This is a genomic window from Ferruginibacter sp. (genome assembly GCF_049840995.1).
Classification (GTDB): Bacteria; Bacteroidota; Bacteroidia; order Chitinophagales; family Chitinophagaceae; genus Ferruginibacter.
On record NZ_JASGIP010000003.1, the window covers coordinates 808,314 to 822,142 of the forward strand.

Sequence of the window (13,829 nt, forward strand, 5' to 3'; positions counted from 1 at the left end):
ATTATGATTATGCACTGCAGCAAAAAAGGAATAAAGCCAACCAGCTGGCGGCAGAGCAAATGAAACTGGCTGTTAAGATCGCCGCTTTTCTTTCCCGTTTTCCTTATGTAAAAGGCATTGGCGTTTCCGGTTCTTTATCCAAGAATGTTGCAACGGAGTATTCTGATATCGATTTTTTTATTGTAACAGCGAGCAACCGGTTGTGGATCGCAAGAACAGCAATGCATCTTTATAAAAAGCTCACTTTCTTAACTGGCCGCCAGCGCTGGTTCTGCATGAATTATTATGTGGATGAGGCTGAATTGGAAATACCTGAAAAAAATATCTTCACTGCCATCGAGATCATTACTTTGTTGCCCATGCAGGGTAACAGGAGTTTAACTGATTTTCGCAATAATAATAACTGGACCAGGATATTCTTCCCTGCACACAAAGCAAACAGCAACAGCGTTCCGGAAATACAAAAGGGAATGCTGGTGAGGTTCCTGGAAAGATCCCTTAACAATAAACTGGGCGACCGCATCGATAAATGGCTGATGCGGCTTACCGACAGCCGTTGGAAAAAAAAGGCATTACAGCAACGGTTAGACGATAAAGGTAGCAATATGGGCATGAGTGTCGGCAGACATTTCTCTAAACCCGACCCAAAGAATTTTCAGCAAAAGATACTGTCGCAATACCAGCTTAAAATGCAGGAGATAGAAGACCTGGCGCATCAACCCAGTAAGATCAGCGCTTAATGTACTATTATTTTTTTTGCAGCGAGATGATGTAATAATCACCGATGTATTTCCACGGCCATTTTGTTTTCCATTTACCTTCCTTTATTTTTAGGGAGTTGTACAACTTTGAATGCTTTTCTGCAAAGCCTTCAATATAAGACGGGGGAACAACCGTACATAAGCCTTCCAGCGCCAGCAGTTTAAAATCTTTGCGCATATTTTTTATGATATACGATGGAGCATAATACCAGCAGGTAAAATATTCACCTTCAACGTGTGCTGTTACGCCCCTGCTGCTGAAAAGGCGGCGGAATGCAGTTTTGAATTTTCCTTTAAAGAGTAATAAAAATTCCCAGAGGCAGAATTTGGGCAATACCACTAACGTAACCGTGCCGCCTGGTTTGAGCAAAGGAGCAAATGACTGCAGCACTTTATTCAATTCTCCCGTACAATTCAATCCTGCAAAATTGGAAAATATATGATCGTATTTTTTTTGTTGTTGTAATTGTTCCAGTTGAGTAAACGATAGGAGTTCATTGGTCACATTTTGCTGTAGGTGCAGCAATTTTACTTTTTGTTGCAATTGTTCCTGCATACCACGTGCAATATCTGTGGCATGTACAAAATGTCCCTGCTGTGCCAGCCATATTGCGTCTTCGCCGGTGCCGCTGTTCAATTCCAAAATATGACTTTCGGGTTGTAATAATTTCAGCAGATGATCCCTTACCCTTTGTCTTTTGTACTGCACAATGGTATTACCTGCATACAGTTCATCAAATATCACCGCCTGCTTACTGAATGCAGCTGCCGCATTTTGTTCATTGATATGATGCGATGAGATATTCATGCAGCGGGCTTTTGTAATTGCTCCAGTTTTTTCTTATCAATAAAAGTTGCAGGCAGGTAATACAGCCAAGACAATGCTTTGCGTATCGTTCTATAATTCACTTTGAAGGGGTTCATGATCACTCTTTTTACATGCTCAAAGGCCTGCCGCTTGCGGTAGGTTTTATGTACGTAACTGTGTAATTGCTTGTAAAAGGCCGGCTGGTAAGTATTTCGGAACATCAACGCCATTTCATCCGAATCTGTCCAGTTGGTTTTTTCGCTTAACTGGCTTTTTACTTTTTCAAAAAATACCGTGCCCGGCAAAGGATATGAAACAGAAACCCCGATCTCGTGCGGCATCAACCTGTTGATCATTCTTAAAGTAAGGTCAATGTCTTCTTTTGTTTCGCCGGGATAACCGAACTGTATAAAGAAAGAGGGATTGATCCGGTTTCTTTTCAGCAGCATGCTGGCTTCGTATATCTGCTGCACCGTAGTGCCTTTATCCATTGCATCCAGTATTTTTTGCGATCCGCTTTCTGCGCCCATCCATATATTGGTGCAGCCTGCCCTTGCAAGATTTTTGATACTGTTCTCTTTCAGTAAAAGATCCACCCTGCCCTGCATTTTAAAACTAAACTGCAGTTGGCGTTCTTCCACCAGGTCGGCAAACTCCCGTATCCATCCGGGGTTCAATCCAAAAATATCATCGCAGAACCAGATATGGTCGAAACTGAATTTTTCTTTCAATAATATCAATTCATTCACTACATGCTGCGGGCTTCTTACATTATAGCGGTTACCATAAATGGGTTTGGCGCACCAGTTGCATTTAAAAGGGCATCCTCTTGTAGTGCTCATGTTCAGTGAAAAATAACCCGCATGTTTCTGCCACATTTTTTTGTAGGGTTCCATATCAATAATGTCCCAAGCAGGCAGTGGCAATGCATCCAGCTCTTTCATCACGGGGCGGCGTGCTGTTTTTACAACGGCATGATTGTGTTTAAATGCCAGGCCTTCTATTGAAAAGAAATCGTTGTTGTTACTGCTTAAAGCATCCACGAGTTGCAATAAGGTCATTTCAGCTTCGCCCATCAAAATAAAATCAGCGCCTGCGTTCAGGTACATTTCAAACCGGTCGGTACTGTCGGAGCTTGATACAATTACGGTACAGCCTCTTTCCTTTGCATAAGCGATCATTTTAAATGCCGCTTCCCGCATATTGGTAAGGCACATCTTGGTAAGATAATTAAAGCCGTCATCGTACAGTACAAAAAAGCGGGGCGTCATTTTTTCAATGGGTGCAATGATCTCTTCGGGCTGATGGGCAAACATGGTATCGAACAAAGCAACACCGTATCCACTCTCTCTCATGAATGCAGCTGCATACAATGTTGCGAGTGGTGCATAAGGTTGTCCTGTTGCCCATTGCTTGGGGTCGAACCGTAAAAAATAAGAATGCGAAAAAAGAATGTCAGTCATTTCCGTTCTATGGTTTAATAAAAAATATTTTTATTGCGTTAGTTCAGGTTTTACCGGTTACAATTTTACCTGTGGTTTTAAATTGAGATAGCACACACATTTAATGCAGGTCTCATTCGTATCCATATCCAGTTGCTTCCTGAATGCAACAGCTTCTTTACTATTGATGACAGTATCGAATGTTTCATCTTTGATATTACCATAAGCCTTATGAAAAAAACAGGGCCGCACTGTTCCGTCTGCTTCAATTACCGCAGATACCCAGGGCGCATTGCACTTTTTATAAGGAAATTCATTGTGGCCATAAAAAGCAGCATAGTACCGGTAGATCTTTTCTATCTTCTGCGGTGATTCTGCTATATACCCGTTCTCAAAATCATTTTTATACTGCACAATAAGATCATCAATAATATTTTTCAGCGCCGGCAGGTCATTTTGCCGCAGTAATATTTCATGTTGCCGATCCTCATCCCATATTATCTCCCGGTTAAAAGCAGTGCTGCCGGTATCAGCCGGCAAAAAACTTACCTGGTCAATACCGATCTTTTTTGCGCTGTCGATAATAGCAGGCCATTTTGTAAAATTCTGTTGTTGTATCACCGTTCTGCTGCTGACCTTGAAATGTGGGTCGATCGCTTTTATTGCCGCAATACCTTCGGCCATTTTAGCAAATGCGTTGGGAATATTACGTATACTGTTGTGCATTGCTTCGTCACCATCCAGCGATACAATGATATCATCCACCCATTGCACCAGTTGTGCAGCATTTTTTTTAAGTGTTAAACCGGTGGATAAAAGGCTGATCTTTATTCTTTCATTTTTTAGTAGCTTGCAAAGGCGAAAAAAATCAGGATGCAGCAATGCTTCGCCTCCCGACATCAATACCCTTTGTGTTCCAAATTTTCGTAATGCCTGTAACAGGCCACTGATATCTTCCTCAGTAAGTTGTTTCAACCGGTGGTTCCCTTTCCAGATATCGCACATCACACACCTGCAGTTGCAGGCGCTGTGCGGCATCAGTATCACCACCGGTAAAGCGCTGATGACGTGCGTTTGCAGCGTGCGGTATCTTTTATAGGTGGTTAAAACATTCTGCATTGTATTATTGGTAACGGTTTTTAATGATCACATGATGAAAGGGGCTGTTTTGCAAACTCAGTTTGCTGGCCCATGAAACGGGATCATATAAAAAACGGTAATTGAATTTTTTTATATCGCTGATGCTGTGATAAAAATAAAATGCAGCCATTTGTGGTACACCGAGTGTTGTAAAATGCTCCAGGGAGCGTTGCTTTGCTGCAGCGATCTCCTGCTGCGGGTAAAATGGCGCATCCAGTAAATGAATTTCACCCTGCAGGGTAAGATGCACTGATGCGTCGGCAACCAGTTTTTTTAAAGAAGCGAAATAAGGCGCCGATGCTGCAAAAACGATCACATCAAATTTTTTATCCGGTAAAACAGTATCATTCAAATGGCCATGAATAAAACTGAGATTACGGATCTGTTGAAAAACTTTTTGCGCCTGTTGTATCTCTGCATCTACTATATCTATCCCTGTAACCGTACCTTTTATGGCAGCTGCCAGGTGTGCCGAAAGCCAGCCGTTTCCACAGCCCACTTCCAGTATATCCAGTTCCCGTTGTTTTTGTTTTAAGTGATGCACCAATCTTCTTGCCGATGTTTTCCGTATACGCCACTCCCTGTAAAAGGGATGACCGGAATTGATATCGGGCAGTGATGCCACTTCTTCATCTGTATACACCCGCCCTTCCTCTTCCCGAAGGTGCAGGTACAATTTTTCAAATTCGCTTGCAATCGTAGTGGTTACATTCATGCTGCTTTTGAGATTTGGTAAATAAAATTTTTCTCCAGCATATTTTTTTTACTGTACACACAGTGCAGCAAAAAATTATTTTTTTGGGCAAAGCCATTGATCATTTCCATATCAGCGCCATCAAAAAGTATCATCAGCACCTGGCTGTCTTTATGCATATAGGCAGCCAGTGAATTGAACAATGCAGCAAAGTATTCTCCCTTTTCGCCACAATACCAGGCATGATCTTTTGCTGTGTGCGGCTGTTTTTTATAGTAAGGGGGATTGATCGCAATAATATCAAACTGTTGTGGTGGTATGGCTGTAAAAAGATCCGACTCTATTACCTGCAGCACTACTTTATTTTGCCAGCTGTTCTTTTTCAATGCTTCAACTGCAATACTGTTGATATCCGTTGCCGTAACTTTTGCCTGCTGTTTGGCAGCGCTTACAGCGATCAATCCGCTGCCGCAACCCAGTTCTAAGAATTTCTTTTCTTTTAGTTGCAGGGTATTGATGTATTGTAATAAAATCTGGGTACTGAAAAAGAACCCCGGGTGAAAAACTTCCGGCGGAATGACCAGGCGTATCCCTTTGTACCGGTATATCCTCGCTTTGGAAAGGTATTTTACCAGTAACGGCCTATAGGTTCTTGCAACGATATGTTTAAATACAGTATTCAAAGTAAAATTTAAAAGCCCTCTATTTCCGGTTGACGGTATTTCCACAGCATGTGTAATGCTTTTAATTCGTATGGTTTCCGGTACAGCCCTGTTTTATACCGGATAGCCGCTATATTGCGTAATAGTTTTCTTTTGATATTATTTAATCGTATATCCGACACCGTTGGATAGTACCCATTTAACACGGTTTCAAAATCCTTTATCTTGTTGATCATTTCCGGCGTAAGCCAGGGTGTAAGCGGGTTCTTCCGCAGGTCAAAATTTTCCCATTGCGGACTTATCCAGTCTTCCAGTTTTTCAGGAAAATGAAACCCACTGCCTAAAACTTTATTGTACATATCACTTCCTTCGGTGGGCACGGGGCTGTATACGTAAATAATGATCTCTGTACGGGGATTGATCGATTTTATTTCTTTGATGAATGCAATATCCTGGTCTATCTGTTTCATCACCTGTTCGGGTGTATCGGCTGGTGTACCTAATACAAAAGAGTATTCGGGAATGATGTCAAATTTTGCAATTCTTGCTGCGAATGATCTTATCTCAGCCGCAGTCTGCGTACCACCCTTGTCCATTTTTTTCAGCACTTCATCGTTACCCGTTTCGGCGCCAAAAAATATCATCTTGCACCCGCTTTCCCGCATGGCAGCCAGTGATGCGTCTGAGTATTTATCAATGGTATCAATGCGCCCTTCGCCCCACCATACCATTTTTTCCGGTTTTATCAGGCGGGAAAACTCCACCGTTCTTTTTTCGGAAACAAAAAAATTGTTATCATGAAATTCTATTGCATTACCCCCGTATTCATCTTTCAGGTACTTGATATCATTGTATATAAGCTGTGCAGATTTGCCTTTCCACCGTGCATTATAAATAGGTACCACAGCGCAAAATGAACATTTAAAAGGGCAGCCCATACTGGAGTGATAAGCAATAGTGCGGGTGCCGAGATAGGTTTTTCCTAAGTAACGTTTTAATGGATAGAACTGGTTGAGCTTATCGTAAGGCAATGTTGGCAAAGCATCCAGGTCATATAATTCATCCTTGGTTGTTTTAATTATTTTTTCGCCTGACTTATAAATGAGATTGCGGATCAATTCATAAGGTTCATTTCTTTCCAGTGCATTCAATAAAGCAGGAAAAGTTTTTTCGCCGGGCCCGTTGATCACAAAATCAACATAGCCGGAATTGAGCACCACTTTATTCTGATTGGAAGGAAAATAGCCGCCCCAGATGATTTTTATAGAGGGATATAATTCCCTTATCTTTTTTGAAATAGGGATGGCCTGTTGCAGTTGCGGGCCCGGCATGCTGGTGCAGCCGAAATAACCAAAGTCGCCGGCAGCTAAATAAGCATGTATCTTTTGCCAAGGATCGGTTTCCATATTGCCATCCACGATCACATAATCATACAACCCCTCAATTGAAGATGCAACGCTGAGAATTGAATTGGGTATCCTGGGTTTATATTTTGCGCTCCTGGGATTAAATAACAGAACTTTATTCATGCCGTTTAATTAATAGTCTTGCTATCAATTAAATCGGTTTAACGGAGCAAATAGTTGCCCGGCAATTTATTTTTATACCGCCAGGTGGCATAGCTGTTGTGGATATGTGCAAGACTGCCTTCTCCCGGTTGTAATTGCTGCTGAAAATTGATGCTGAACAGCATGATGCTGTGAATGCCGTGAACAAAAGCATCCTGCAACTGCAATTCTTTATAGCCAATGGCATTTTCGGGCAGGGGCCATTTAAAATTTTCGGAGACCGATGCACTGAAGGAAAGTTCATTTTTGGGCCGCAATGGCTGCATGTGATTTTTGCCCAACGCATAAGCGGTTTGATAAGCACTGCTGCTCACTGCTGTTAACAAAAGCCGCCCTGCTTTTTGCACCTGCTCCAATGCCCGGCCGCCAGTACGCAACGAAATGATATACTGCGTTTCGTTCACCTGCCCATGCAGGTCGGTTGGAAAAAGATTGAACAGGTCATCTTCTCCAACGGTAATAAGCGCAATACTCCTGGGCACCGCATAAGCTGCCTGCACCTGCCGGTAAAGATTATCGTGCAAAAAAACATTGCCCGGTTTTTTATTGTACAGGCGGTTGTACAGGTTACCGGCCAGCTGGTTAAATGCCGGTAGAAAACGGTGTTTCCCTGTTGTTCCTTCGTAATAAACAATGCCGGCAGCCGCTCTTATCTTCTTAAAATTCAGGGTGGCAAGGGCATCCTTTTCCGCAAATTTCTCGTTCAGAGAAAGGGGCTCTTGCGTAAGGGTAAGCTGTAGTTGATCGGGCAAGCCGTTTTGGTAAAAAGCAAATACCAGCGGGCAATACCCGGCAAAAACATGCGCTGCAGTAACATCCTGTACAGCACGATGATCGTTGCTGATATAAAGATGGGGCGGTTGAATGAATGCTTCTTTTGCAAAGCACAGGTATTCCTGTTTGTAGTGAAGGCCATTTAATTTATTCAATACTTTTTGTAGCAACCGCATATTTAAAACTAAGAAAAATTTAAGGTGCCGGAAAAAATAAAAAAACTGCATACCAAAATTTTCGGGCTGCGCAGCAGGATAAAAGGGCTGCCTACCGATGCCGGCTGGTGGCTGGGCTTCAACAATTCTTTTTTTAATAATGCTAAGGGATCGAGGATATTGTTGTACCACGGCGTTTGCAAGGGTGATCCGTTACAATTCAATACACTTTTTGTAACGGTTAAAACTTTTGAAGCGCAATTAAAGCTGTATAAAAAATATTTTAACCTCGTTTCCATGGATGCATATTATGCAGGTGATCTTTCCAGGGAAAAATTTAATCTCTGTCTCACATTCGATGATGGCTTTGCCAATAACTACAGCTACGTTTTACCACTTTTAGAAAAGTACCAGGTACCGGCAACATTTTTTATCACGGGCATCCGTTCGGCCGGCTATAATATCCTTTGGAACGACCTGTTAAGCATCGCATACCAGTATGGCCCTTCCAGCTTTGTTTTGCGTAATGATACTTTTATAAAAGACCGTAACGGAAAATATATTTCGTCATCCACGAATGAACCACTTGCAGCATTACTGCGTACAACAGGCTTTGCCGACAAAGCTGCTATGATGCAGGCCCTGGGCAATATTCATGAAAAAGTGCCTGAAGATTACTGGCTGCAGCTGACGGCAGAACAAATAAAACAGCTTTCGCAAAGCCTATGGGTAACCATTGGTAATCACAGCAGTTACCACAACGATCTTGCCCGTATTCCTGTTGCAGAAGCGGGAGAGGACATGGCTGCATCTAAAAAATATCTTGAGGGCATTACCGGGAAAAGCATCAATGCTTTCGCTTTTCCCTATGGCTCCTATAATAGTGCAGTTGCCGAAGCCGCAATAAACTGCGGACACACGCAACTGTTAGCAACAGATTTTAATAAAGGTGATCAAAGCAACGGAACATTTTTAAAGGAAAGGCTCACCATCAATCCATTTATTTCAAACATCAACCAGTTACATGCCAGCATCACAGGAAATTACCGCTGATACCCCTGTTAAGGAATACAGCATTACCCGCTTAAGCAAGGATAACCTGGCTGATATTGCCCGGTTGCACCAGGCCGTATATGGTAAAGCCCAACCAGCCGGCTACTTCGAAAAAAAATATGATACTGCTTATACCGGCGTTTCGCATGTTGGCTTTATTGCTTACAGCAATGAGGTGCCCATTGCATATTACGGTGTTATCCCCTGCTTTATACAGCATGGTAATAAAAAAATGCTGGCGGCTCAATCGGCCGATACCATGACCCACCCGGGTTATCGTTTTAAAGGAATGTTCGTGGAATTATCCAACATCACATTCGATCTGTGCAGGCAACTGGGCATACAGCTCATCTTTGGCTTCCCTAATCAAAACTCTTACCATGGTGCTGTAAATAAATTAGGCTGGCAGCACGCCGGCAGTATGGAATGCTTTACCATTACTGTTAAAGGATTGCCCTGGGAAAAGATATTTAATAGGTTTAACGCTTTAAATAACCTGTATAAACGCTACGGGCTTTTGATCGTAAAAAAGAAATTGTTACCATTGGCAGGTGTGGCCAATACAGCATTGCAGGATGGCTTTGCGGGTGTATGTCGTGATGAAAATTACCTGCTGTACAAAACTTACAGCAATACCAGTGTAATTGAGATTGCCGGTGCAAAGATCTGGATAAGCAATAAACATGGTATCATGATCGGCGATATGGAAGGAGTGAGTGCTGTTAATTTTAATGTGGTAATGCAACAGCTTAAAAAAATTGCCAAACGAAGTGGCATCAGGTTGATACAATTCCATTGCAGCACGGGCACAGCGTTACACGCTTTATTCAGCCGCCATTATGCAGCCACACCTTCTTACCCGGTGCTGGTGCAGGATTTTGGATCGGTTATTGAGCCTGCTGCACTTAAATTCAGTTTTGCTGATATTGATATTTTCTGACAAACACCATGTTGCATGACGATCGTTTTTACCAGTTATACCAGTTCGCCGCAGTTTGATAAGCCGGAGCTTTGGCTGAAACGTATTGAAGGTTATACGGGTATACTGGAAGGGCTGTGTGATAAGCATACCGTCATAGGCATTGAACATATTAATTACGAAGGCATTTACCGTAAGAATGGTGTGCAGTATTATTTCAACCGGTTTAAAAATAAAACAGTTCGTTTTCCCTGGCGCCTGCACGGGCTGGTAAAAAAACTGCAACCCGATGCCGTGTTCATCAATGGATTTATTTTTCCTTTACAAATAATACAGTTGCGCATGCGGCTGGGCAGCAAGGCAAAGATCATTGTATTGCACCGCGCCGAAAAACCAACAACCGGTTATAAAAAATTACTGCAACGCATTGCCGCAAACTGCATCAATGCTTATTTATTTGCTTCAGACGAGATGGGCATGGAATGGGTGGATGCAGGCATTTTTCCGCATGGAAAAAAAATAAAAGAAGTAGTGCAGGCTTCCTCTGTTTTTAATGTTACTGGTAAAAGCCAGGCAATGCAGCTCACACAAACAAAAGGCGATCCCGTTTTTTTATGGGTGGGCCGGCTGGATGCCAATAAAGATCCTTTAACTGTTATCACAGCTTTCCAGCAATACCTGCAGCACCAGCCTTCTGCTACATTATATATGATCTACAGCGAAGCGGTATTATTGCAGCAGGTAAAAGAGCAATTATCCGCTGATACCAAAAGCAGGAGTGCCATCAAACTGGTGGGTAAAGTGCCGCATAGTTTATTACAAAGCTGGTACAACAGCGCCGATTTTATTATTTCCGGTTCGCATTACGAGGGTAGTGGTGTAGCAGTGATAGAAGCCATGTCGTGCGGCTGCATACCCATTGTAACCAATATCAAATCATTCCGGCGGCTTACCGGACCGGGTAATTGCGGCTTGCTGTACGAAGCAGGAAATGAGCAGGAACTTTTGCATGTATTGTTGCATACAAGGTCGATGGACAGGGAAAAAGAGCGGCAAAAAGTTTTACAGCAGTTTCATGCGGAGCTTTCATTTAATGCTATCACTAAAAAGATCGAGGGTGTAATGGCATCTTTATAGATTGATCATTCAAATAACCGCATCATTTTTTCAGCTACCATATCCATGGTTAAATAAGATACAGGTTCATAAACCGTATTCTCCTGTAAAAGCTGTATCGCTTTTTGTTGCATTGCTTCTGTAGAGGATACAATATACCATCCATTGATCTTTGCTTTCATAGGTTTACAAAAACTGATCACTTTGCAGCCTGCATACAAGGCTTCAATACATACCGCACCAAAACCTTCATACGCAGAGGGATGTAAAAATATCTTTCCCCGCTGCATCCATTGCAATACTTCGGGATGTGGCAATTGCCCTGTAAGTAAAATATTGGACTCTAGCCCTGCTGCAGTGATCATTTGCTGGAGTTTATCTTTTTCAGGCCCGTCGCCTATCAATACTGCAGTAACAGCAGGCCTGTTTTTTTTGATTGCCGCAATAACTGCTATCAGTATTTCATAACGTTTCAATGGCAGTAATGATCCCGCTGCAATAATATCAATATCTTTTGCTGCCGTAACCGCATTGAATTGTGATGGCTCGATCCCCGCAGGAATAACATGCGCCGGCCTTACTGAATGGTTCTTTTCAAATTCATCCTGTATAAAATCTGAGAGTGCGATCAATTCCCCAGGTAATGGTTGTGTTCTGCCGGGATAACTGTTTTCTTTTTTAGCATCCTGCCCCAGTATCCAGCAATACTGTGGTATATTATTTTTATCTGCAAATCTTTTAGCCACCAATGCACATTCTCCATACCAAAAACTCAGAATGCCGGTTATTTTTTGCTGTTGCCCAATCGCAGAAAGTGTTTTGTATATTCTCTGCCGCAATAATAATTTTGCCAGTCCGCCTTTATTCCTCCCGTTAAAACTCATTACTGTTATGCCATACCATTGATACTCTTTTGTATAATAAGGATATTGAAAACTCAATACCACGATATTCCATTGCGGGTAATTTTCTTTTATTTTTTTTACAAGGCTTTGCTGCAGGGGCAGGCAGTTGGTATCGGTTTCGCTGTGCGGAAACCCGGGGCTAAGTATCACCAGTGTACGATCATGCTTCGTCATGGAGCGAAATAATTTTATTGCAGTAAGAAAGGCTTTCCGCATCATGCGTTATCATAACAACCAGTTTTCCTGCTGCAGCCATTGCTTTAAAGTTTGCCAGCATTTTATGTGTGGATGCCATGTCCAGTTCATTAAAGGGTTCGTCCAGTAAAATAACCGTAGCGTCTTTATACAACGCCCTCGCAATAGCGATGCGCTGCTGCTGGCCGCCGCTTATATTTTTACCATTTTCAGTTATGATGGTATTGATACCCCCGGGAGACTTATCTATAAATTCATCCAGCCCGGCTAATTGTATTGCCTGCTGCAATTTTTTTTCGTCATGACCATTTTCTTCCAGTGTTATATTCTTCAGTAAACTGTCGTGTATCAAAAACACCTGTTGCCGCACATAGGCTACCTGCGGCCAGCAGCTTTGCAGTATTTCATTATCCACTACATTCCCGTTAATGTATATTGCTCCTTTTTGTGGTTGTAAAAAACCCAGTACAATATTCAGCAGCGTGGTCTTTCCCCTGCCCGATGCGCCGCTGATGCCCACAATATCACCTTTGTTCAACGCTGCAGAAACATCTTTCAAAACTATTTTGTCATTGTATTTAAAATACAGTTGTTTTAACTCTATTGATTCGATAACTATCGGGTTGCTGCCTTTATCCTTTTCTACAACATTACTGTTTTCAATTTCACCGGTTGCAAACTGGTATGCTTTCATCTGCCCGGTTGTATTGATGATCTTTACAATGCCTGGTATTATTTTATAGGCCGCCGCCATAAATGCACCTATAGTGATCAGTGTGGCATGATCATCGTTGCCCGTCCAGCTGGCGAGTGCGATCAAAATAAACAATCCTGCTACTGCAAATATTTCTATAATGCGGCCGGGCAGGCTTTGCAAAGCAAATGATTCAAAAAGATACGCACTGAATTTTTCGCGGTAGCGGGTAAAGCGTTGTAAAAAGAAATCATTCCGTTGGTAAATATTGCTTTCTGTATAACCTTTCAATGCTTCGTATAAATATTGATAGGAGCGTTCATTATTTTCCTTGATATGCTTTTTTGCCGTTGCCAGTTTTTTTTTAAGAAAATAAAACACGGCTACCACCGGCGGTAGTAATACCAGCAGTAACAGCAGAAATATTTTGGCATTGAAGAGTACGATAGCAATGATGCTGATAAGTATAAGTGCATATTGTGTGATCAGTTGCTGGATACCGGCCAGTAAATGCTGGCAGTATTCCAGTGGCTGAAAACAGATCTTCCGCACCCAGGCAGAAGAATCTGTATGAACAAAGTCTCCGTACGGCGCCTGCTGGTAAGCAGCCAGGTTATCGTGTGCCATGCGTACCGCCACCCCGCTGCTGAATGTATTAAAGGCCCGGGAAATAAAATAAGCAGCAATATTCTTTACAGCAAAGAACAACAGGAAGAGAGCGATCATTGCAACAGAGCTCCGGTTGAGCAACCACTCAGGTAAAAATGCCGGAATGTTTTTATTAACCGGCTGAATATAGAACTGTACGATCCACAGCAACAATGCCAATGAAAGGATATCAGCAATACTCGTCAATATATCCAGCAATATTAAAATGCCGAAGTGTTTCTTTTCTTTTGTATCAAGAACAGCCAGTGTATTGTTGAAAATTTGCTTCACGCAG

At 42.3% G+C, this 13,829-nt stretch carries 12 protein-coding genes and 1 pseudogene; 4 read left to right on the forward strand and 9 right to left on the reverse strand.

Features of this window, described 5'->3' with window-relative positions; all coding sequences use genetic code 11:
* Positions 1 to 137: 137 nt before the first annotated feature.
* A pseudogene (locus tag QM738_RS05175) lies at positions 138 to 740 on the forward strand (hypothetical protein); the annotation flags it as partial.
* A gap of 7 nt (positions 741 to 747) precedes the next feature.
* Here QM738_RS05175 and QM738_RS05180 read toward each other — a convergent pair.
* Genes QM738_RS05180 through QM738_RS05210 form a run of 7 tightly spaced genes read right to left on the reverse strand, consistent with a single transcriptional unit; the run spans position 748 to position 8,025 of the window.
* A complete protein-coding gene (locus tag QM738_RS05180; RefSeq protein WP_462275610.1) occupies positions 748 to 1,569 on the reverse strand; it encodes a class I SAM-dependent methyltransferase in 822 nt (273 codons plus the stop codon).
* On the reverse strand, positions 1,566 to 3,032 hold the full coding sequence (locus QM738_RS05185) for a B12-binding domain-containing radical SAM protein (RefSeq protein WP_462275611.1): 1,467 nt from the start codon (positions 3,030 to 3,032) through the stop codon (positions 1,566 to 1,568). Before QM738_RS05185 ends, QM738_RS05180 begins: the two co-directional genes overlap by 4 nt.
* A 57-nt stretch (positions 3,033 to 3,089) precedes the next feature.
* Entirely contained in the window at positions 3,090 to 4,130 is a 1,041-nt protein-coding gene (locus QM738_RS05190; RefSeq protein WP_462275612.1) for a radical SAM protein, read from the reverse strand.
* Positions 4,131 to 4,134: 4 nt separating this feature from the next.
* Positions 4,135 to 4,866 carry a class I SAM-dependent methyltransferase gene (locus tag QM738_RS05195; RefSeq protein WP_462275613.1) on the reverse strand — a complete coding sequence of 244 codons (732 nt, stop codon included), beginning with the start codon at positions 4,864 to 4,866 and terminating at the stop codon, positions 4,135 to 4,137.
* Positions 4,863 to 5,528, reverse strand: a complete 666-nt coding sequence (locus QM738_RS05200; protein WP_462275614.1) for a methyltransferase — start codon at positions 5,526 to 5,528, stop codon at positions 4,863 to 4,865. Before QM738_RS05200 ends, QM738_RS05195 begins: the two co-directional genes overlap by 4 nt.
* Before the next feature lie 8 nt (positions 5,529 to 5,536).
* Positions 5,537 to 7,036 carry a B12-binding domain-containing radical SAM protein gene (locus QM738_RS05205; protein WP_462275615.1) on the reverse strand — a complete coding sequence of 500 codons (1,500 nt, stop codon included), beginning with the start codon at positions 7,034 to 7,036 and terminating at the stop codon, positions 5,537 to 5,539.
* A gap of 38 nt (positions 7,037 to 7,074) precedes the next feature.
* Positions 7,075 to 8,025 (reverse strand): hypothetical protein, encoded by a 951-nt coding sequence (locus tag QM738_RS05210; RefSeq protein ID WP_462275616.1) that lies wholly within the window; start codon positions 8,023 to 8,025, stop codon positions 7,075 to 7,077.
* Positions 8,026 to 8,049: 24 nt separating this feature from the next.
* Between QM738_RS05210 and QM738_RS05215 the strand changes: the two genes are divergently transcribed.
* Genes QM738_RS05215 through QM738_RS05225 form a run of 3 tightly spaced genes read left to right on the forward strand, consistent with a single transcriptional unit; the run spans position 8,050 to position 11,113 of the window.
* Entirely contained in the window at positions 8,050 to 9,057 is a 1,008-nt protein-coding gene (locus tag QM738_RS05215) for a polysaccharide deacetylase family protein (protein ID WP_462275617.1), read from the forward strand.
* Positions 9,029 to 9,997 (forward strand): GNAT family N-acetyltransferase, encoded by a 969-nt coding sequence (locus QM738_RS05220; RefSeq protein WP_462275618.1) that lies wholly within the window; start codon positions 9,029 to 9,031, stop codon positions 9,995 to 9,997. The genes QM738_RS05215 and QM738_RS05220 overlap by 29 nt, the downstream gene beginning before the upstream one ends.
* 15 nt (positions 9,998 to 10,012) lie before the next feature.
* Positions 10,013 to 11,113 (forward strand): glycosyltransferase family 4 protein, encoded by a 1,101-nt coding sequence (locus tag QM738_RS05225; protein ID WP_462275619.1) that lies wholly within the window; start codon positions 10,013 to 10,015, stop codon positions 11,111 to 11,113.
* Positions 11,114 to 11,118: 5 nt separating this feature from the next.
* On the opposite strand, the gene QM738_RS05230 is transcribed toward QM738_RS05225, so the two are convergent.
* On the reverse strand, positions 11,119 to 12,171 hold the full coding sequence (locus tag QM738_RS05230) for a glycosyltransferase (RefSeq protein ID WP_462275620.1): 1,053 nt from the start codon (positions 12,169 to 12,171) through the stop codon (positions 11,119 to 11,121).
* Entirely contained in the window at positions 12,158 to 13,825 is a 1,668-nt protein-coding gene (locus tag QM738_RS05235; RefSeq protein WP_462275621.1) for an ATP-binding cassette domain-containing protein, read from the reverse strand. Before QM738_RS05235 ends, QM738_RS05230 begins: the two co-directional genes overlap by 14 nt.
* Positions 13,826 to 13,829 lie beyond the last annotated feature (4 nt).